Source organism: Pseudomonas sp. NPDC088885, from assembly GCF_044750025.1.
Classification (GTDB): domain Bacteria; phylum Pseudomonadota; class Gammaproteobacteria; order Pseudomonadales; family Pseudomonadaceae; genus Aquipseudomonas; species Aquipseudomonas rustica.
Genome location: NZ_JBIVJB010000014.1, coordinates 1 through 18,382, shown reverse-complemented (window position 1 = coordinate 18,382; position 18,382 = coordinate 1). Strand labels below are relative to the sequence as shown.

Below are 18,382 nucleotides of genomic sequence, written 5' to 3'. Positions count from 1 at the left end.
TTTTACGAAGTGACCTGCCATCCCCGAAGCGAATTGTTAGACTCAAAGCCATTCCAAAACGGAATCAGGCAGATGGAATTCAAACAGCTGCGCAGCTTTGTCGAAGTCATGCATCAGGGCGGTTTCACCCAAGCGGCGAAAACCCTGCACATCAGCCAGTCGGCGGTGAGCAAGCAAGTCGCACAACTGGAACAGAGCCTCGGCACGCCCCTGCTGGAACGCCTCGGTTCCCAGTTGCGCCTGACCGCCGCCGGCAGCGTGGTCTTGCAACGGGCCGAAGGCATGCTGCGTTTACGCAACGAATTGCTGGTCGAACTGGACGATCTCAGTCATCTGGCCCGTGGCGAGTTGCGCCTCGGTCTGCCGCTGTTGGGCAGCGATGCTTTGTTCGCCGGGCTCTTTGCTGAATATCGCCGGCGCTATCCAAACATTAGCGTGCAGTTGCTCGAGGGCGGCAGCCGCAACATCGAGCAAGCCGTGCTCAACGGTGAACTGGAGCTGGGTGGCAGTTTGTTGCCGAAGGATCCGCAGTTCGACTGTCAGCCGTTTTGCGATGAGAAACTCGATGCGCTGCTACCGGTCGATCACCCGTTGGCGGATCGCGGCGAAATCGGCCTGGAAGAGCTCGCCGATACGCCGTTTCTGCTGTATCAGCGCAGCTTCGTGCTCAACGATCGTTTGCTGCAGGCGTGCCAGCAAATGGGCTTCACACCGAAGGAAGGCGGCCGCAGCGGTCAGGCGGATTTTCTTGCGGCACTGGTGGCCGCCGGGCAAGGCGTGGTGTTGTTGCCCAGCGTGGTGGCGCGCGGGCTGGTGCGGCCAGGCGTGGTGCGCCTGACCTTGCGTGCGCCGGACTATCTGCGCTGGGACATCGCGTTTATCTGGCGTCAGGGCGCCTATTTGTCGAATGCCGCGCAGGCGTGGCTGGCACTCCTGCGCGAGCGGCCGATCAGCCCTTGAGCGCGTCGATCAACTGCGCCAGCCAAGGCTCGGCGTCGGTTTCCGGGGTCACGCTTTCGCTGGCGTCGATGCGCAGCATCTCCAGCACTTCACGCACACCCAGTTCGCCGAACAGTTCGCGCATTTGCTCGCCGCCACCGCAGAAGGTGTCGCCATAACTGGCGTCGCCCAAGGCGATGACCGCGCCCGGCAAACCGCGCCACGCGGCTGGCAGTTGATCGCGAATGGTCGAATACAACGGTTGCAGGTTGTCCGGCAGCTCGCCCATGCCAGTGGTCGAGGTCACCGCGAGGAACGCTTCCGGGCCGAACGCTTGAATGTCCGCCAGGCTGGCGCGCGAGTTGTAGAAGGTTTCAAAGCCAGCGGCTTTCAACAGGTTCTGGGCGTGGCGGGCGACTTCTTCGGCGGTGCCGTAAACCGAACCGGAGAGGATGGCGACTTTCATCAATCTGATCCTGAAACTGAAAAAATGAGCGGCGATAGTAGCAGCCCGAGCCGCAAAGCTGCGATTGGATCTCAACTGGCGATAATGGCCAGTAGACAGCGCTGACGGTTTATCTAGAATGCGAGCCCTCGGCCAATCTGAATGGACTCACAGATGATCAACGCCAACCTGCTGCAAATGGTGATCAACGCCTCGAACGATGGAATCGTGGTAGCGGAAAAGGAGGGCGATCAGGACACCATCCTGATTTACGTCAACCCCGCGTTCGAACGGCTGACCGGCTACAGCAGTGAAGAGATTCTCTATCAGGACTGCCGCTTTCTGCAGGCTGGAGACCGCGACCCAGAAGTTTTGGAGCGGATTCGCGAGGTGCTGCGCAACAATGGATCGTGCCGGGAAATCCTGCGTAACTATCGCAAGGACGGCACACCGTTCTGGAATGAACTGTCGCTTTCAACGGTAAAAAGCGCTGACGATGGGCTGACTTATTTCGTCGGCGTGCAGAAAGATGTAACGATTCAGGTCAAGGCTCAGCAACGTGTTGCGCAACTCGAACAGGAGGTCGCGACACTGAAAGCACAGCTGGCAGAACTGAAAGCGACGAACGGCGCAAACAAATCAGCGAACTAATTGTCATTAACTACAATCACCAATGACTTTGTAACTATATCTTTCGAGCTAGCCATGCAACGCGACGCCCTCCTCACTCAGGATGAGCTGGATTTCATCCAGACCATGCAGCACAACCCGCAACTCAATGTGCGGGATGCGACGTCGAGTCTGCTGGTTAATGGCGGTTCGCAGATCCGTGACTTGCTCACGCGCCTGGCCGCTCACGAACAAGTGACCATTCAGGCCAACTTCGAAAACCAACAAATGACTTTCCCGCTGCACCTGGTGGAAGACGAGTTCCACGCGCTGCATTTGCGTCTAGGTGTGCCAAGCATTTACGAAGACGGCCCGATGGTGCGTCCTTGGCGCCTGGCGCTGGACGAGCCGGTGGCGCTGGAAAACGCCAATGGCCAACCGGGCACGTTGTGGGTTCATGAGGTGTCGCACAAAGGCGTGTTGCTGGAAGTGCGCAACAAGACCAAACCGCCGAAGCATTTCGCTCTGTGGTTCAGCCCTTCAGGCTATGAGCGAATTTCCCTGCGCGGCAATTTCGAGCGTGAGACCGACAAAGGTTTCTTCGCCTACGAACTGAGCCAGACCGATGCCGATGAAACCGAGCGCCTGCGCCAGTTCATTCTGCAACAACATCGCCTGACCCACCCTGCCTTGCACACCTGATTCTCAGGTATCGAGTTTGCCCGCGAGAAATTGCGTCAGCCGCTGACGCATGGTCGCGCCTTCATTGCCCAGACAACCGATTGACGATCCGGCCAGAGTTTCCTCTGCCAGATCCGCCGCATCCCCCGCCAGTAACACCTGACAATCCAGACTCAGTGCCAAACGGTTCAAACGCCGTGGCAGCTCGACGGCCGGTGCGTGATTGGAAAACAGCACCAGTGCCTGCGGTTTGATCTTTTCGCAGACCAGCGTCAACTCATCGAACGGCTGCCCCGTCGTCAGTACCCGAACACCGGCGTCGCTGCTACTCAAAAACAGCGCGGCCACCAGCAATTCCAGTTCACGGCACTGACCGGCCAATGCGCTGACGAGAATCTTGCGGGGCTGCGTGGTGCGTAGCGCGATGATTCGTTGCAGTACGCGGGTTCTGAGGTAGCCGTCGTAGAACAGCCATTCGCTGGTGTGTCCGAAGGCGTCCTGCCCCAGCAGCAATTGCCGCCACAGCGGCAGCAGGATGTCCTGAAAAACCACGGGCAGCGAATAAGAAGAAAAAATCTGGCCGTAGACACGATCCAGTTCAAGATCGTCGAAGGCGCTGACCGCACGCTTTACCTGATGCTGCCACTGCTGGTAATCAGCCTGCACCTGATCATCGGAAATGATGTGCGCCAGTGCTTATAGCGGTTCGGTTTTCGCGAGGATTTTGCCGACCTTGCTGACGGAGACGCCACGATCGATCCACTCGACAATGCTGCGAACGCGCTCGATTTCGGTCATTGAATACAGCCGATGCCCACTTTCGGTGCGCGTCGGTTCGATCAGACCGTAACGTCGCTCCCAGGCACGCAGCGTGACCGGGTTGACCCCGGTGAGTCGGGACACTTCACGAATGGGAAAGAGGTCTTCGCGCTCGAGCGCGTCAGACGCCCGTGAAACAGGGCTCAGCTCCGTGATGACAGGCATTTCGCGTTCGACGTCCATGTGAAGTGATTGGATCCTATTCTAGCTGCAATGCCCGCTAAAGGTAAAAGCGATGAACTGCGACGAAAGTCTCTGATTAAATCGCGAAATTCAGGAATAATCCTTGCTTGGCAATAAACGCGGGCCTCTACCCCGGCGCGCGTCTGGCGAAACTCCTACCCGGAGTGCCGCGAACGAAATACGGAGATACACAATGTCTACTTCACCCGTCACGCTGATGGTCGCGCGTCGCGTCGCCGATGGTCGCTATCAGGATCTGATTGCCTGGTTGCGCGAAGGCGAACAACTCGCCACCGACTTTCCCGGTTATCTCGGCTCTGGCGTGCTCGCTCCGCCGCCCGGTGATAACGAATTTCAAATCATTTTCCGCTTCGTCGACGAACAGACGTTGCATGCGTGGGAGCATTCGGCTTCGCGTACGGCATGGCTGGATCGGGGCAGCGATCTGTTTGCGCATCCGAAGGAACATCGCGTCAGCGGCATCGAAGGCTGGTTCGGCGCGGCCGGTCAACGTCCGCCACGCTGGAAGCAGGCGGTGGCGATCTGGCTGGCGTTCTTTCCGGTGTCGATGCTGTTCAACTTCGTGCTGGGGCCGTTGCTCGGCGAAATGAGTCTGCTGCCGCGGGTGTTTATCAGCACGCTGTGCCTGACGCCATTGATGGTTTATTTCTTTATTCCGCTGTCGACGCGGTTACTGGCCAATTGGTTGAACAGCACTCCGGCTCGGCGCGTGCCTGCCGAGCCCGTCTCCCAGAATCGCTGATATCTTTGTAGGAGCAAGGCTTGCCCGCGAAAGCGTTGTGTCAGGCACCTTCAATGCTGAATGACACGCTGCTTTCGCGGGCAAGCCTTGCTCCTACAAAAACGCAAAGCAAGCCGTGTCGCTGTTATAGTTTTTGCTCCCACCGCGATGCGAGCCGTTCATGTCCACTTCCGCAGCCCCGATCCTCATCACCGGCGCCGGCCAGCGTGTCGGTCTGCACTGCGCGCAGCGTTTGCTTGAAGACGGTCATCGCGTCATCTTCACCTACCGCACCGAACGTCCCGGCGTACAAACACTGCGCGATTTGGGCGCAATCGGCCTGTTCGCCGACTTCTCCAGCGAAGCCGGGATTCTCGCCTTTATCAGCGAACTGAAAAACCACACCGACAGCCTGCGCGCCATTGTGCACAACGCCTCCGAGTGGCTGGCCGAAACCCCGGGCAGCGAGGCCGAAGCCTTCACGCGCATGATCAATCTGCACATGCTCGCGCCTTACCTGATCAACCTGCACTGCGCCGATTTGTTGCAACGCTCGACACCCGCCGACATCATCCATATCAGCGACGATGTCACGCGCAAGGGCAGCAGCAAACACATCGGCTATTGCGCCAGCAAAGCCGGGCTCGACAGCCTGACGCTGTCCTTCGCCGCGCGCTTTGCGCCAGCAATCAAGGTCAACGGCATCGCGCCGGCCCTGCTATTGTTCAATCCCGACGACGACGCGGCGTACCGCACCAAAGCGCTGGCCAAATCGGCGCTGGGCATCGAGCCCGGCAGCGAAGTGATCTACCAGAGCCTGCGCTATCTGCTCGACAACCCTTATGTCACCGGTACGACCCTGACCGTCAACGGCGGGCGGCACGTCAAATAACGCCTAGCTGCGAGGATGTCCATGAGCCTTTCCCTGCCCGAAAACTACCGTGAAATCCTCATCGGTCTCGGCGAAAATCCCGACCGCGAAGGGTTGCTCGACACCCCGGTGCGCGCGGCCAAAGCCATGCAATACCTGTGTCACGGTTACGATCAGAGCGTCGAGCAAATCGTTAACGGCGCGCTGTTTGCTTCGGACAGTGACGAGATGGTGATCGTCGCTGACATCGAGTTGTACTCGTTGTGCGAACATCACCTGCTGCCCTTCATCGGCAAGGCCCATGTGGCTTATATTCCGACAGGCAAGGTGCTGGGATTATCGAAAATCGCGCGGCTGGTCGACATGTTCGCCCGACGCCTGCAGATTCAGGAAAACCTCACCCGGCAAATCGCCGACGCGGTGCAACAGGTCACCGATGCCGCTGGGGTCGCCGTGGTCATCGAAGCCAAACACATGTGCATGATGATGCGCGGCGTGGAAAAACAGAATTCGACGATGAACACCTCGGTCATGCTCGGCGCCTTTCGCGAGTCGAGCAACACCCGTCAGGAGTTCCTGCAATTGATTGGACGGAGCAAGTAAATGCCACAACTTCAACCGGGAATGGCGCGCATCCGGGTCAAGGATCTGCGCTTGCGCACCTTTATCGGGATCAACGAGGACGAGATCCTCAACAAGCAGGATGTGCTGATCAACGTCACTATTCTGTATGCCGCGCAGGAAGCGGTGCGTGACAACGACATCGATCACGCGCTGAACTACCGCACGATCACCAAAGCGATCATCGCTCACGTCGAGGGCAACCGTTTTGCGCTGCTTGAACGCCTGACGCAGGAATTGCTCGATCTGGTGATGAGCAACGGTTCGGTGCTGTACGCCGAAGTCGAAGTCGACAAGCCGCATGCGCTGCGATTTGCCGAATCGGTATCGATCACCCTCGCGGCAAGCCGCTGAGCTTCAAGCTTCCAGCTGCAAGCGTTAAGCTACCGCCACCCACAATCCAAACTTGCAGCTTGAAGCTCGCCGCTTGAAGCTGTCTCGAAGAGACCTCCATGAACGAGCAACAACGCCTCGAACTCGAAGCCGCCGCCTTCCGCCGGCTGGTTGCCCATCTGGACAGCCGCAAGGACGTGCAGAACATCGACCTGATGAACCTCGCCGGGTTCTGCCGCAATTGCCTGTCGAAGTGGTACAAGGCCGAAGCCGACGAGCGCCAGATCGACGTCAGCCTCGATGACGCCCGCGAAGTGGTTTACGGCATGCCGTACGCCGAGTGGAAAGCCCAATATCAGCAAGAAGCCAGCGCCGACCAGCAAGCGGCGTTCGCCAAAGGAAAAACCCATGAGTGACCTGAACACCCTGCGCGCCAGCCTGAAAAGCGGCGAGCACGCTTTCGCCGACACCCTGGCTTTCATTGCTGCCGGTTACGACTACCAGCCGCAAGCCTTCAACAACGGTGGCGTGGAAAACGCCGCCGGGCAGAACGAAGGTTCGTGCAAGACCTTGGGCCTGGCGCTGCTGGAAGGCCTGAGCGATGAAGAAGCGCTGCTGGCGTTTGGCGAGCATTATCGCTCGGTAGTGGCGACGCCTGAGGGCAGCGATCACGGCAACATCCGTGCGTTGATCAAACACGGTCTGGCCGGCGTCAAGTTCACCGCACAGCCCCTGACCCGCCGCTGATCAAGATCAAAAGATCGCAGCCTTCGGCACCGTGATCGTTCCCACGCTCCGCGTGGGAATGCAGCCGGGGACGCTCCGCGTCCCATCGGACGCAGAGCGTCCAGATGAGGCATTCCCACGCAGAGCGTGGGAACGATCATCACGTAGCTGAAACTCCGGGCACAAAAAAAACCGGCCAATCTGGCCGGTTTTTTTGCCTGCGATCTTAGAACGATGCGTTCTGCAGACCGTCCAGGTAACGCTCGGTGTCCAGTGCCGCCATGCAGCCGGCGCCGGCCGAGGTGATGGCCTGACGGTAAACGTGGTCAGCCACGTCACCGGCAGCGAAGATGCCTTCGACGCTGGTCGCAGTCGCATTGCCTTCACGGCCGCCGTGCACCACCAGGTAACCGTCTTTCAGGGTCAACTGGCCTTCGAACAGCGAGGTGTTCGGGGTATGGCCGATGGCGATGAACACGCCGTCGACGGTGATTTCGTCGAAGCTGCCATCGTTGTTCTTCAGACGCGCACCGGTCACGCCCATGTTGTCGCCCAGGACTTCGTCCAGGTTGGCGTTCAACTTGAGGATGATCTTGCCTTCAGCGACGCGAGCGTTGAGCTTGTCGATCAGGATCTTCTCGGCGCGGAAGGTTTCGCGACGGTGAATCAGGGTCACGGTGCTGGCGATGTTGGCCAGGTACAGTGCTTCTTCAACCGCGGTGTTGCCGCCGCCGACCACAGCGACTGGCTTGTTGCGGTAGAAGAAACCGTCGCAGGTTGCGCAGGCCGAAACGCCTTTGCCCATGAACGCTTCTTCCGACGGCAGGCCCAGGTAACGAGCGCTGGCGCCGGTGGCGATGATCAGGGCGTCGCAGGTGTAAACCGCGCTGTCGCCGGTCAGGGTGTAAGGCTTGGCAGCGAAATCCACAGCGTTGATGTGATCGAAAACGATCTCGGTTTCAAAACGCTCGGCGTGCTCGCGCATGCGCTCCATCAGGGCTGGACCGGTCAGGCCGTGAACGTCGCCCGGCCAGTTGTCGACTTCGGTGGTGGTGGTCAGTTGACCGCCGGCCTGCATGCCGGTGATCAGCAGTGGCTTGAGGTTGGCACGGGCCGCGTATACCGCAGCGCTGTAACCGGCAGGGCCGGAACCGAGAATAATCACTCGCGAATGACGGACTTCAGACATGACCTGCTCCTGTTGACCGGGCCGAAAAAACTGGCACGGATCGCCGGACTGCCGGCGGAAATAAAAAAGGACCGTGGAAAACCTTGGGGAAGGCTTGAGCTCGACAGTCCTGTAAAAAGTTGGGTGCAGCGTATCGAGGGGGGCAAGATTAAGGAAATACGGATTAACAATCCAGCTCATAGGTGGTCTCTATGCCGACACACTGACGAGATGGACGTCTTTGTTACAGTGAATGTCGATCGCTCTACCGCGCTTTCGCCGCCGTTGCAAAGTCGGTAAGGTCGGCGCGTTTTCCCTTGCTCGGAGCACCTTATGCCCGCCCCTGTTCTGTCCGGCCCGCAATACCTGCGCGAAGGCCTCAAACTGGTTCTCAGCCCTGGCCTGCGCTTGTTCGTGTTGCTGCCGCTGGCGATCAACCTCGTGCTGTTCGTCGGATTGATCTATCTGGCCGGCCACCAGTTCAGCCTCTGGGTCGACACGCTGATGCCGTCGCTGCCGGAATGGCTGAGCTTCCTCAGCTACATCCTCTGGCCGCTGTTCGTCGTGTTGGTTGCGCTGATGGTGTTTTTCACCTTCACCATGCTCGCCAACGTGATCGCCGCACCGTTCAACGGTTTCCTCGCGGAAAAAGTCGAAGTGGTCGTGCGCGGCACCGATGACTTCCCGGCCTTCAGCTGGGGCGAACTGATCGAGATGGTACCGCGCACCCTCGCCCGGGAAATGCGCAAACTTGGCTATTTCCTGCCCCGCGCGATCGGTCTGTTCATTCTTTCGTTTATCCCGGTGGTGAACATCATCGCCGCGCCGCTGTGGCTGTTGTTCGGCGTGTGGATGATGGCGATCCAGTACATCGACTACCCGGCAGACAACCACAAACTTGGCTGGAACGAGATGCTCGCCTGGCTGCGGCAGAAGCGCTGGCAGAGCATGAGTTTTGGCGGGATCGTTTATCTGGTGCTGCTGATTCCAGTGGTGAACATTCTGATGATGCCGGCCGCTGTCGCTGGCGCGACGTTGTTCTGGGTGCGTGAGCGTGGCGCCGAGAACCTGGTGACTCAACGCTAACGCGGCGTCACAAATCCATCATCCGAACGTCACAACGACGACATGGCCTCAGCCGACACTGAGGTCATGACGACAGCTCTGCATATCACCCTCATCAGCGAAACCTTCCCACCGGAAATCAACGGCGTGGCCAATACCCTTGGCCGCTTGTGCGATGGACTGCGCGCGCGCGGGCATCAAGTGGATCTGGTGCGCCCGCGTCAGGCTGGCGATCCGCAGCGCAGCGATGACGACGCGCTGCTGTTGTGCCGAGGCTGGCCGCTGCCGGGCTATCCGGGCCTGCAATGGGGCCAGTCGTCGATGCACAAATTGCTGCGCCGCTGGAAACGCCAGCGCCCGGATGTGCTGTACATCGCCACGGAAGGCCCGCTGGGTTTATCGGCTTTGCGCGCGGCGCGACGCCTGGGGATTTCGGTGGTCAGCGGCTTTCACACAAATTTTCAGCAATACACCAGTCAGTACGGCCTCGGCCTGCTGACGCGGATGCTCACACATTATTTGCGCTGGTTTCACAATCGCTCGGCGATGACGCTGGTGCCCAGTCCCAGTCAACGTCTGGAACTGGAGCGTCGGCATTTCGAGCGTTTGGCGTTGTTGTCGCGCGGTGTGGACAGCCAGTTGTTTCACCCGAGCAAACGCCTGAACGCCTTGCGTGAGCAATGGGGACTTCGCGAGCGCGACGTTGCCGTGATTCACGTAGGACGCCTCGCGCCGGAGAAAAATCTGGGCCTGCTCAAGCGCAGCTTCGAAGCACTGCGCAGCGCTTATCCACAGCGCAATCTGAAACTCATCGTGGTCGGCGACGGGCCGCAACGGCTGGCGCTGGAGAAGGAATTGCCTGAGGCGATTTTTTGCGGTGCCCAGCGTGGCGAAGCGCTGGCGGCGCACTATGCGTCGGGGGATGTGTTTTTGTTTCCGAGCCTGACCGAAACCTTTGGCAATGTGGTGCTGGAGGCGTTGGCGTCAGGGTTGGGGGTGGTGGCTTACGATCAGGCTGCGGCGGCGCAGCATATTCGCCATGGCTACAGCGGCGTGCTGGCGATGCCCGGGGACGAAGAGGCGTTTTGCGAGGCGGCAGTGTGGTTATTGGAAGAGGATGAGCGCTTGCGTTGCGTGCGCCTGAATGCGCGGCAGCATGCGAGTCGCCAGGGGTGGGCGGCGATCATCGAGCAGTTTGAAGGGCATTTGCGTGGGGCGTGTTTGGGGGAGTTGGTGGTGCCTGAGGCTCAAACACTGCCTTGAATTATCGTTGCCTTTGAAACCGCTTTCGCGAGCAAGCCCGCTCCCACATTTTGAAATGCATTCCAAATGTGGGAGCGGGCTTGCTCGCGAAGGGGTCGTGACAGGCGCCGCTTAAACCAGCGACATCAACGCCTCACGGCTGAACGGCAAAATATCCTGCTCACGCCCTTCGCGGACTTTCAGCGCCCAGTCCGGATCAACCAGCAGCGCACGCCCCACCGCCACCAGATCGAATTCCTCTTTGTTCAAACGCTCCAGCAGGTTTTCCAGACTGGCCGGTTGCGCGACTTTGTCGGTGTTGACCATGAATTGCAGGAACTCGCCATCCAGACCAACGCTGCCAACGGTGATAGTCGGTTTGCCGGTCAGCTTGCGCGTCCAGCCAGCGAGGTTCAGGTCAGAGCCATCGAACTCAGGCTCCCAGAAACGCCGCGTCGAGCAATGGAAAATATCCACGCCAGCGTCGGACAACGGCTTGAGGAATTCACCCAGCGCTTCCGGGGTTTGCACCAGACGCGCGGTGTAATCCTGCTGCTTCCACTGCGAGAAGCGGAAGATGATCGGGAAGCCTTCGCCGACCGCCGCACGCACGGCTTGAATCAACTCGATGGCAAAACGCGAACGGTTGGCCAGACTGCCGCCGTACTCATCGGTGCGCTGGTTGCTGCCTTCCCAAAAGAACTGGTCGACCAGGTAACCGTGGGCGCCGTGGATTTCCACGCCGTCCATGCCGATGCTTTGTGCATCCTTGGCCGCTTGGGCGAACGCAGCGATCACGTCCTGAATATCTTGTTTGGTCATGCCGTGCACCACGACTTGGCCGTCCTTGAGTTTTTCCGACGGGCCGTAACCCGGCACGCTGGCGTCCGGTTCGGTGCCGATGCGGCGCACGCTGCCCACGTGCCACAGTTGCGGAACGATCTTGCCGCCTTCAGCGTGAACGGCGTCGACGACTTTTTTCCAGCCGGCCAATGGCGCTTCACCGAAGAACTGCGGCACGTTCGGGTAACCGTTCGAGGCAACGTGGCCAACGGTGGTGCCTTCGGTGATGATCAAGCCAACACCGGCGGCCGCACGACGGCGGTAGTACTCGATGACTTTCGAATTGGGCACGCCACCCGGGGAGAAAGAACGGGTCATCGGCGCCATGACCACGCGGGTCGGCAGTTCGAGGGCACCGAGGTGGAACGGTTTGAACAAGGCTTGAACGGGCATCGAAGAGCTCCACAGAGATGACTTTATGACGGCGATAATATGGAGAGCCGAAGCCTTTGAACAGCATTATTGATTTCGGTGATTAAGGATCAAAAGACGCAGAGCAAAAGATCGCAGCCTTCGGCAGCTCCTACATAGGATTTTAAGGTCACCTGTAGGAGCTGCCGAAGGCTGCGATCTTTTGATCTTGCTTGATCAGCTCAGCGCTTTTTCAATCGCATGAACAATGGTCGGATCATCCGGCGCCGTGCGCGGCGAGAACCGCGCCAGCACCCGGCCGTCCTTGCCGAGCAGAAACTTCTCGAAATTCCAGGTGATGTCACCGGGAAACTCCGCGCCCTCGCCCGCCAGCAGACGGTAGAGCTGATGCCGTTCGTGACCGTTGACTTCGAGCTTGCTCGACAACGGAAACGTCACGCCATAGTTGAGGCTGCAGAAATCCTGAATGTCCTTTTCAGAACCGGGTTCCTGACCGGCAAACTGGTTGCACGGCAGGCCCAGCACGCTGAAGCCTTTGCCTTTGAACTGCTGATAGAGGTTTTCCAGCGCCGCATACTGGGGGGTCAAGCCGCATTTGGAGGCGACGTTGACCACCAGCACGACTTGGCCCTTGAAAGGCGCCAGCGGTAGCTCCTGACCATCCAGGGCTGTCAACTTAAGGTCGTGAAAAGCACTCATGACGAACTCCAAGATTCCCGTGTTCTACTCGAAACAGCCACTTGGCGAGACCACCAAGGACAGCCGCGGACTAAAAAGGCGCCCGCAGGCGCCTCTCCAGTACTCGAAGCTTAGCGCAGAAATCAGTGGTGATGGCCACCTTCGCCATGGACGTGACCATGAGCGATTTCTTCCTGGCTGGCATCACGGATGTCAACGATCTTCACTTTGAAGTTCAGACGCTGGCCGGCCAACGGGTGGTTGCCGTCAACGGTCACGTCGTCGCCGTCGAGGTCACGGATGGTGACGATTTGCATCTGGCCGTCCGGCGCCGAAGCGTGGAACTGCATGCCGACTTCCAGCTCGTCAACGCCTTCGAACATGCTGCGGCTCAGGGTGCTGACCAGCTCAGCGGCGTATTCGCCGTAAGCGTCTTCCGGTTCAACGGAAACGTCCAGCTCGTCACCAACGGTTTTGCCTTCCAGAGCTTTTTCCAGGCCCGGGATGATGTTGCCTGCGCCTTGCAGGTAGACCAGCGGAGCGCCGCCGGCGGAGCTGTCGATGACCTCACCAGCGTCGTTGGTCAGGGTATAGTCGATGGAGACAGCCTTATTGGCGGCGATCAGCATGGGGCGAGACCTTTTGCATAAGAATATAGAAAGGCCAAGTTTAGCGAAGCAATCGCGCGAAAGCGAACACAACCCGGACAAACGGGTTTCAACGATCACAGGCTTCCATCAAGACGAAGAGGGCCATTGGGTGGCCGAGCTTTCCTGTGGCCACACCCAGCACCTGCGCCATCAGCCGCCATGGCAAACCCGGGCGTGGGTACTCGACCCGGCGCAACGTATTGAAAAAATAGGCCAACCCTTTGCCTGCGGTTGGTGCGCACAAGGCTCGGTTAGCGATAACCTTGACGACTGAATTTCGGTAGTCAGCCAGACATAAGCTGACACCATTGCCATGCAACTTTAGAGAATTCGCATGCAAACTTTTTTTATCGCACCCACCGATTTTGGTGTGGGTCTGACCTCCATCAGCCTCGGGCTGGTGCGCACGCTGGAGCGAGCGGGCCTGAAAGTCGGGTTTTTCAAACCGATTGCGCAGCCGCACCCGGGCGACACCGGCCCTGAGCGTTCCACCGAACTGGTGGCGCGCACCCACGGCCTGAAACCGCCGCAACCGCTTGGCCTCGCTCACGTTGAGCGGATGCTCGGCGACGGTCAGCTCGATGAGTTGCTCGAAGAAATCATCACCCTTTACCAGCAAGCCGCGATCGGCAAAGACGTGCTGGTGGTCGAAGGCATGGTGCCGACCCGCAGCGCCAGCTACGCCGCGCGGGTCAACTTGCACCTGGCCAAAAGCCTCGATGCCGAGGTGATTCTGGTCTCGGCGCCGGAAAACGAAGTGCTCGCCGAACTCTCCGGGCGTGTCGAACTGCAGGCGCAATTGTTCGGTGGCCCAAAAGATCCGAAAGTCCTTGGTGTGATCCTCAACAAGGTCAAAACCGACGAAAGCATGGACGCCTTCGCCGCGCGCCTGAAGGAGCATTCGCCGTTGCTGCGCAGCGGTGACTTCCGCTTGCTCGGCTGCATTCCGTATCAACCAGAACTCAACGCACCACGCACCCGCGACGTTGCCGATCTGATGGGCGCGCAGGTGCTCAACGCCGGTGATTACGAAACCCGGCGGATGACCAAAATTATCATTTGCGCGCGCACCATGCGCAACACCGTCGAGCTGCTCAAGCCCGGCGTGCTGGTGGTGACGCCAGGCGATCGCGACGACATCATCCTCGCCGTCAGCCTCGCCGCGATCAACGGCGTGCCGCTGGCGGGCCTGTTGCTGACCAGCGACACCCTGCCCGATCCGCGCATCATGGACCTCTGCCGTGGCGCGTTGCAGGCCGGTTTGCCGGTGTTGTCGGTGAGCACTGGCTCCTACGACACCGCCAATCTGCTCAACGGTTTGAACAAAGAAATCCCCATTGATGACCGCGAGCGTGCGGAGATCATCACTGACTTCGTCGCCAGCCACCTCGACGCGAAATGGCTGCACCAGCGCTGCGGCACGCCTCGGGAAATGCGCCTGTCGCCAGCGGTGTTCCGTTATCAATTGATTCAGCGTGCGCAGGCAGCGAACAAGCGCATCGTCCTGCCTGAAGGCAGCGAGCCGTTCACTGTGCAAGCGGCGGCGATCTGTCAGGAACGCGGGATCGCCCGTTGCGTGTTGCTGGCGAAACCGGAAGACGTCGAAGCCGTCGCCCGCGCCCAAGGCATCACATTGCCGCCGGGGCTGGAGATTCTTGATCCGGATCTGATCCGCGAACGCTACGTCGAGCCGATGGTGGCCCTGCGCAAAACCAAAAGCCTTAATGCGCCGATGGCCGAGCAGCAACTGGAAGACACCGTGGTGATCGGCACAATGATGTTGGCGCTGGATGAAGTCGACGGCTTGGTCTCGGGCGTGATCAACACCACCGCCAACACCATCCGCCCTGCCTTGCAGCTGATCAAAACGGCACCGGGCTGCACGCTGGTGTCGTCGGTGTTCTTCATGCTCTTCCCGGAGGAAGTGCTGGTCTACGGCGACTGCGTGATGAACCCGCACCCGAGCGCCACCGAGCTGGCCGAAATTGCCTTGCAAAGCGCCGATTCGGCTGCGGCGTTCGGCATCACCCCGCGCGTGGCGATGATCAGTTACTCCAGCGGCGAATCGGCCACTGGCGAGGAAGTCGAAAAAGTCCGCGAGGCCACCTTGCTCGCCCACGAACAACAGCACTCGCTGCTGATCGACGGCCCGCTGCAATACGATGCTGCGGCCAACGCTGAAGTCGCCCGGCAACTGGCGCCGAACAGTCAGGTCGCCGGTCGCGCCACGGTGTTCGTCTTCCCGGATCTGAACACCGGCAACACCACGCACAAAGCCGTGCAACGCAGCGCCGATTGCGTCAGCCTCGGGCCGATGCTGCAAGGCCTGCGCAAACCGGTGAACGACTTGCCGCGCGGCGCGCAAGTCGATGACATCGTCTACACCATCGCCCTCACCGCGATTCAAGCCGCCAACCGACCTATGGATGTGTAAATGCTGGATTTTCTACCTGCACCCGTGCGCGGTGTGATCGCCTCGCTGCTGTTGGCGCTCAACACGATTCTGCTCTGCTCGTTTCTGTTCTGCGTGGCGCTGGTCAAGGCGTTGCCGTTTGCCTTCACCCAGCGCATCGCCGGTTGGCTGATGAGCCACACCCATGAAGCGTGGATCAGCAACAACAAAGGCTGGATGAACCTGGTGCGCCGCACGCGCTGGCACCTCAGCGGCTTGCAAGGCCTCGACTATCAGCACTCGTATCTGATCACCAGCAACCACCAGAGCTGGGTCGATATTCTGGTGCTGCAATACGTGCTCAACCGCCGGATTCAACCGCTGAAGTTCTTCCTCAAGCAGGAGCTGATCTGGGTGCCGGTGATTGGTCTGGCGTGGTGGGCGCTGGGCTTTCCGTTCATGAAGCGCTACTCCAAGGCGTACCTGGCCAAGCACCCGGAGAAGAAAGGCAAGGACCTCGAAACTACGCGTAAAACCTGCGCGAAATTTCGCAATAATCCGGTGGGGATTTTCAACTTCGTCGAGGGCACGCGGTTTACCGAAGGTAAGCATGCGCAACAGCAATCACCGTTCAAATATCTGCTCAAGCCGAAGGCTGGCGGCATCGCGTTTGTACTGGATGCGATGGGCGAGCAACTGGAGTCGATCGTTAACGTGACGATTCACTACCCCGCCGGGCGTCCGGGGTTCTGGGATTTGCTCTGCGGCAATGTGCGCGACGTGGTGGTGCATTTTGAAGAGCTGAAAATTCCGCAGCAATTCATTGGCAAGAATTACGATCAGGACGGCGAGTATCGTTTGCAGTTTCAGGGCTGGATCAATCAGCTGTGGCTGGACAAGGATGCGCTGCTGGAACAGATGCACCGCGAATATCCTGCCAAATGATCGGTTGCCTGTGATGGCCTCTTCGCGGGCAAGCCTTGCTCCTACAATGTGATGAGGTGCACTTCTTGTAGGAGCAAGGCTTGCCCGCGAAAGCGATCTTAAGGTCACAAAAAAGCCCGCCGATGATTACTCATCGGCGGGCTTTTTATTTGTCGCTAACGCTTAGATCGCGCCACGCTGACGCAGCAGATCCAGCACTTGCTTGACGCTTTCTTCCAGACTCAGCGTCTGCGTGTCGATCACCAGATCGGCATTCAGCGGCACGTCGTACGGGAAGGATTCGCCTGGGATGTTGTCGCCACCGGCGGCATACAGACCTTGCGGATCACGCTCGGCGCACACGGCCGGCGAGGCCTGTACGTAGACCGTCAGCAAACGATCCTTGCCGATCAGATCCTTGGCTTGCTCGCGACCTTCAGCGCTTGGCGCGACAAACGCAGCCAACGTCACCAGACCGGCTTCGTTGAACTGACGCGCGACGTGTGCGGCACGACGCCAGTTCTCGGTACGGCCGATACGATCCTGTGGCAGACCTTTGTTGAGGTCGTGACGCAGGTTCTGACCATCCAGCACAAACACCGCACGGCCCATGTCGAACAGCTTGCGCTCGACCGCATAAGCCAGCGTGCTTTTGCCCGCGCCCGACAGACCGCTGAACAGCACGGTCGCGGGTTGCTGGCCGAAACGCTGAGCACGTTCCTCAGTCGCAACATGCGCCAGTTTGCCGTGGTGCGTGGCAGTGCCATGCGTCACTGGCTGCGCGACGATCATGCCGGCGCCGACGGTGCCGTTGGTCAGGCGATCGATGATGATGAACGCGCCGGTGGTGCGGTTGCTTTCGTAACCGTCGAGGGCGATCGGCGCGTCGAGCGCGATCTTCACCTTGCCGATTTCGTTGAGCTGCAACGCGCTCGCTGGGCCTTCTTCCAGGGTGTTCACGTCAACCTTGTTAACGATGCTGGCAATCGAGCCCGGCACGTAACTGGTGGCGCGTTTGATGTCGTATTTCTTGCCCGGCAGCATCGGCTCTTCAGCCATCCACACCAGCATCGCTTCGAAGCTGTCGGTGACTGGCGGCACGTTGTCGGCATGCACCAACAGGTCGCCACGGGAGATGTCGATTTCGTCTTCCATGGTCAGCGTTACTGCCTGACCTGGACCGGCGTGTTCCAGCTCACCTTCGAAGGTGACGATGGATTTCACGCGGCTGCTCTTGCCCGACGGCAGCACCACGACTTCGTCACCCTTGTGCACGATGCCGCTGGCCAGCGTGCCGGCGAAACCACGGAAGTTCAGGTTCGGACGGTTGACGTACTGCACCGGGAAACGCAGATCGGTGAAGTTGCGGTCGCCCGCGACTTCCACGGTCTCGAGAATTTCCATCAGCGACTGGCCTTTGTACCAAGGCGAGCGCTCGGACTTGTTCACCACGTTGTCGCCCTTGAGGGCAGACATCGGCACGAAATGCATGCTGGTCGGCTTCATCTTCAAGCCTTCGGCGAACTTCAGGTAGTCGGCCTTGATCGACTCGAACACACCTTCATCGAAGCCTTTCAAATCCATCTTATTGATGGCGACAACGATGTGTTTGATCCCCAACAGTGAAGCAATGAAGCTGTGGCGACGGGTCTGGGTCTGCACGCCGTAACGCGCGTCGACGAGAATGATCGCCAGGTCACAGGTGGACGCACCGGTGGCCATGTTGCGGGTGTACTGCTCATGGCCGGGGGTGTCGGCGATGATGAATTTGCGTTTCGCGGTGGAGAAATAGCGGTAAGCAACATCAATGGTGATGCCCTGCTCACGCTCGGCCTGCAGACCGTCAACCAGCAATGCCAGGTCGATGTCGTCACCTGTGGTGCCGACTTTTTTCGAATCGCGGGTAATGGCTTCCAGATGATCTTCGTAGATCATTTTCGAGTCGTGCAGCAGGCGCCCGATCAGGGTGCTCTTGCCGTCATCGACGTTACCGCAAGTCAAAAATCGCAGCAGCTCTTTACGTTATTTCTTGCCGTGGTATGAGATGATTTAATTGGTGATCTATTATGATTTGTGAGT

At 59.3% G+C, this 18,382-nt stretch carries 20 protein-coding genes and 1 pseudogene; 14 read left to right on the top strand and 7 right to left on the bottom strand.

What is annotated here, in order from left to right; genetic code table 11:
- Positions 1–72: 72 nt before the first annotated feature.
- Positions 73–960: a LysR family transcriptional regulator gene (locus ACIP1X_RS09425; protein ID WP_053117194.1), complete on the top strand. Its 888-nt coding sequence runs from the start codon at positions 73–75 to the stop codon at positions 958–960.
- Here the strand turns inward: ACIP1X_RS09425 and ACIP1X_RS09420 are convergent.
- Positions 950–1,405 (bottom strand): flavodoxin, encoded by a 456-nt coding sequence (locus ACIP1X_RS09420; protein ID WP_053117192.1) that lies wholly within the window; start codon positions 1,403–1,405, stop codon positions 950–952. The genes ACIP1X_RS09425 and ACIP1X_RS09420 overlap by 11 nt on opposite strands.
- A 153-nt stretch (positions 1,406–1,558) precedes the next feature.
- Between ACIP1X_RS09420 and ACIP1X_RS09415 the strand changes: the two genes are divergently transcribed.
- Positions 1,559–2,035, top strand: a complete 477-nt coding sequence (locus ACIP1X_RS09415) for a PAS domain-containing protein (protein ID WP_400751375.1) — start codon at positions 1,559–1,561, stop codon at positions 2,033–2,035.
- Between the two features lie 54 nt (positions 2,036–2,089).
- The gene (locus tag ACIP1X_RS09410) at positions 2,090–2,695 is read left to right on the top strand and encodes a hypothetical protein (RefSeq protein WP_053117187.1); all 606 of its coding nucleotides are present in this window, start codon (positions 2,090–2,092) and stop codon (positions 2,693–2,695) included.
- A 3-nt stretch (positions 2,696–2,698) separates the two neighbouring features.
- Here the strand turns inward: ACIP1X_RS09410 and ACIP1X_RS09405 are convergent.
- Positions 2,699–3,658: pseudogene (locus tag ACIP1X_RS09405) on the bottom strand (MerR family transcriptional regulator).
- Positions 3,659–3,869: 211 nt separating this feature from the next.
- Between ACIP1X_RS09405 and ACIP1X_RS09400 the strand changes: the two are divergent.
- The 6 genes from ACIP1X_RS09400 (at position 3,870) to ACIP1X_RS09375 (ending at position 6,990) form a co-directional block, all read left to right on the top strand.
- Positions 3,870–4,439, top strand: a complete 570-nt coding sequence (locus ACIP1X_RS09400) for an antibiotic biosynthesis monooxygenase (RefSeq protein WP_400751372.1) — start codon at positions 3,870–3,872, stop codon at positions 4,437–4,439.
- Positions 4,440–4,599: 160 nt separating this feature from the next.
- Entirely contained in the window at positions 4,600–5,310 is a 711-nt protein-coding gene (folM, locus tag ACIP1X_RS09395; protein ID WP_400751369.1) for a dihydromonapterin reductase, read from the top strand.
- A gap of 21 nt (positions 5,311–5,331) precedes the next feature.
- Positions 5,332–5,892, top strand: a complete 561-nt coding sequence (gene folE, locus ACIP1X_RS09390; RefSeq protein ID WP_053117179.1) for a GTP cyclohydrolase I FolE — start codon at positions 5,332–5,334, stop codon at positions 5,890–5,892.
- Positions 5,893–6,264 carry a dihydroneopterin triphosphate 2'-epimerase gene (gene folX, locus ACIP1X_RS09385; RefSeq protein WP_053117178.1) on the top strand — a complete coding sequence of 124 codons (372 nt, stop codon included), beginning with the start codon at positions 5,893–5,895 and terminating at the stop codon, positions 6,262–6,264.
- Positions 6,265–6,362: 98 nt separating this feature from the next.
- Positions 6,363–6,659, top strand: coding sequence for a DUF1244 domain-containing protein (locus ACIP1X_RS09380; RefSeq protein WP_053117177.1), 297 nt, complete (start codon positions 6,363–6,365; stop codon positions 6,657–6,659).
- Complete coding sequence (locus tag ACIP1X_RS09375) at positions 6,652–6,990, top strand: HopJ type III effector protein (RefSeq protein ID WP_102900671.1); 339 nt, start codon at positions 6,652–6,654, stop codon at positions 6,988–6,990. The genes ACIP1X_RS09380 and ACIP1X_RS09375 overlap by 8 nt, the downstream gene beginning before the upstream one ends.
- Before the next feature lie 205 nt (positions 6,991–7,195).
- On the opposite strand, the gene trxB is transcribed toward ACIP1X_RS09375, so the two are convergent.
- On the bottom strand, positions 7,196–8,158 hold the full coding sequence (gene trxB / locus ACIP1X_RS09370; RefSeq protein WP_212549706.1) for a thioredoxin-disulfide reductase: 963 nt from the start codon (positions 8,156–8,158) through the stop codon (positions 7,196–7,198).
- 312 nt (positions 8,159–8,470) lie between these two features.
- On the opposite strand from trxB, the gene cysZ reads away from it, so the two are divergent.
- Both cysZ and ACIP1X_RS09360 read left to right on the top strand, forming a co-directional pair.
- Positions 8,471–9,223, top strand: coding sequence for a sulfate transporter CysZ (gene cysZ, locus ACIP1X_RS09365; RefSeq protein WP_159812166.1), 753 nt, complete (start codon positions 8,471–8,473; stop codon positions 9,221–9,223).
- A gap of 42 nt (positions 9,224–9,265) precedes the next feature.
- Positions 9,266–10,465 (top strand): glycosyltransferase family 4 protein, encoded by a 1,200-nt coding sequence (locus ACIP1X_RS09360; protein ID WP_400751364.1) that lies wholly within the window; start codon positions 9,266–9,268, stop codon positions 10,463–10,465.
- Positions 10,466–10,576: 111 nt separating this feature from the next.
- On the opposite strand, the gene ACIP1X_RS09355 is transcribed toward ACIP1X_RS09360, so the two are convergent.
- The 3 genes from ACIP1X_RS09355 to ACIP1X_RS09345 form a co-directional block, all read right to left on the bottom strand.
- Positions 10,577–11,680 (bottom strand): NADH:flavin oxidoreductase, encoded by a 1,104-nt coding sequence (locus ACIP1X_RS09355; protein ID WP_282355775.1) that lies wholly within the window; start codon positions 11,678–11,680, stop codon positions 10,577–10,579.
- 195 nt (positions 11,681–11,875) lie between these two features.
- The gene (locus ACIP1X_RS09350) at positions 11,876–12,358 is read right to left on the bottom strand and encodes a glutathione peroxidase (RefSeq protein ID WP_053117143.1); all 483 of its coding nucleotides are present in this window, start codon (positions 12,356–12,358) and stop codon (positions 11,876–11,878) included.
- A gap of 122 nt (positions 12,359–12,480) precedes the next feature.
- Positions 12,481–12,966, bottom strand: a complete 486-nt coding sequence (locus ACIP1X_RS09345; RefSeq protein ID WP_053117141.1) for a peptidylprolyl isomerase — start codon at positions 12,964–12,966, stop codon at positions 12,481–12,483.
- On the opposite strand from ACIP1X_RS09345, the gene ACIP1X_RS09340 reads away from it, so the two are divergent.
- From ACIP1X_RS09340 to ACIP1X_RS09330, 3 genes are read left to right on the top strand one after another with little or no spacing between them, the layout of a single operon-like run.
- Complete coding sequence (locus tag ACIP1X_RS09340; RefSeq protein WP_400751361.1) at positions 12,935–13,261, top strand: DUF3565 domain-containing protein; 327 nt, start codon at positions 12,935–12,937, stop codon at positions 13,259–13,261. The genes ACIP1X_RS09345 and ACIP1X_RS09340 overlap by 32 nt on opposite strands.
- Before the next feature lie 60 nt (positions 13,262–13,321).
- Positions 13,322–15,421, top strand: coding sequence for a phosphate acetyltransferase (gene pta, locus ACIP1X_RS09335; protein WP_053117139.1), 2,100 nt, complete (start codon positions 13,322–13,324; stop codon positions 15,419–15,421).
- Complete coding sequence (locus ACIP1X_RS09330) at positions 15,422–16,324, top strand: acyltransferase (protein WP_400751358.1); 903 nt, start codon at positions 15,422–15,424, stop codon at positions 16,322–16,324.
- A 162-nt stretch (positions 16,325–16,486) separates the two neighbouring features.
- On the opposite strand, the gene cysN is transcribed toward ACIP1X_RS09330, so the two are convergent.
- Positions 16,487–18,316 carry a sulfate adenylyltransferase subunit CysN gene (gene cysN / locus ACIP1X_RS09325; protein WP_400751485.1) on the bottom strand — a complete coding sequence of 610 codons (1,830 nt, stop codon included), beginning with the start codon at positions 18,314–18,316 and terminating at the stop codon, positions 16,487–16,489.
- Between the last annotated feature and the right edge of the window lie 66 nt (positions 18,317–18,382).

What these genes read in the sequence shown, in the direction of transcription:
- ACIP1X_RS09425 (WP_053117194.1), top strand. Translation starts at nt 73, where the DNA reads ATGGAATTCAAACAGCTGCGCAGCTTTGTCGAAGTCATGCATCAGGGC.
- ACIP1X_RS09420 (WP_053117192.1), bottom strand. Translation starts at nt 1,405, where the DNA reads ATGAAAGTCGCCATCCTCTCCGGTTCGGTTTACGGCACCGCCGAAGAA.
- ACIP1X_RS09415 (WP_400751375.1), top strand. Translation starts at nt 1,559, where the DNA reads ATGATCAACGCCAACCTGCTGCAAATGGTGATCAACGCCTCGAACGAT.
- ACIP1X_RS09410 (WP_053117187.1), top strand. Translation starts at nt 2,090, where the DNA reads ATGCAACGCGACGCCCTCCTCACTCAGGATGAGCTGGATTTCATCCAG.
- ACIP1X_RS09400 (WP_400751372.1), top strand. Translation starts at nt 3,870, where the DNA reads ATGTCTACTTCACCCGTCACGCTGATGGTCGCGCGTCGCGTCGCCGAT.
- folM (WP_400751369.1), top strand. Translation starts at nt 4,600, where the DNA reads ATGTCCACTTCCGCAGCCCCGATCCTCATCACCGGCGCCGGCCAGCGT.
- folE (WP_053117179.1), top strand. Translation starts at nt 5,332, where the DNA reads ATGAGCCTTTCCCTGCCCGAAAACTACCGTGAAATCCTCATCGGTCTC.
- folX (WP_053117178.1), top strand. Translation starts at nt 5,893, where the DNA reads ATGCCACAACTTCAACCGGGAATGGCGCGCATCCGGGTCAAGGATCTG.
- ACIP1X_RS09380 (WP_053117177.1), top strand. Translation starts at nt 6,363, where the DNA reads ATGAACGAGCAACAACGCCTCGAACTCGAAGCCGCCGCCTTCCGCCGG.
- ACIP1X_RS09375 (WP_102900671.1), top strand. Translation starts at nt 6,652, where the DNA reads ATGAGTGACCTGAACACCCTGCGCGCCAGCCTGAAAAGCGGCGAGCAC.
- trxB (WP_212549706.1), bottom strand. Translation starts at nt 8,158, where the DNA reads ATGTCTGAAGTCCGTCATTCGCGAGTGATTATTCTCGGTTCCGGCCCT.
- cysZ (WP_159812166.1), top strand. Translation starts at nt 8,471, where the DNA reads ATGCCCGCCCCTGTTCTGTCCGGCCCGCAATACCTGCGCGAAGGCCTC.
- ACIP1X_RS09360 (WP_400751364.1), top strand. Translation starts at nt 9,266, where the DNA reads ATGGCCTCAGCCGACACTGAGGTCATGACGACAGCTCTGCATATCACC.
- ACIP1X_RS09355 (WP_282355775.1), bottom strand. Translation starts at nt 11,680, where the DNA reads ATGCCCGTTCAAGCCTTGTTCAAACCGTTCCACCTCGGTGCCCTCGAA.
- ACIP1X_RS09350 (WP_053117143.1), bottom strand. Translation starts at nt 12,358, where the DNA reads ATGAGTGCTTTTCACGACCTTAAGTTGACAGCCCTGGATGGTCAGGAG.
- ACIP1X_RS09340 (WP_400751361.1), top strand. Translation starts at nt 12,935, where the DNA reads ATGGAGACAGCCTTATTGGCGGCGATCAGCATGGGGCGAGACCTTTTG.
- ACIP1X_RS09345 (WP_053117141.1), bottom strand. Translation starts at nt 12,966, where the DNA reads ATGCTGATCGCCGCCAATAAGGCTGTCTCCATCGACTATACCCTGACC.
- pta (WP_053117139.1), top strand. Translation starts at nt 13,322, where the DNA reads ATGCAAACTTTTTTTATCGCACCCACCGATTTTGGTGTGGGTCTGACC.
- ACIP1X_RS09330 (WP_400751358.1), top strand. Translation starts at nt 15,422, where the DNA reads ATGCTGGATTTTCTACCTGCACCCGTGCGCGGTGTGATCGCCTCGCTG.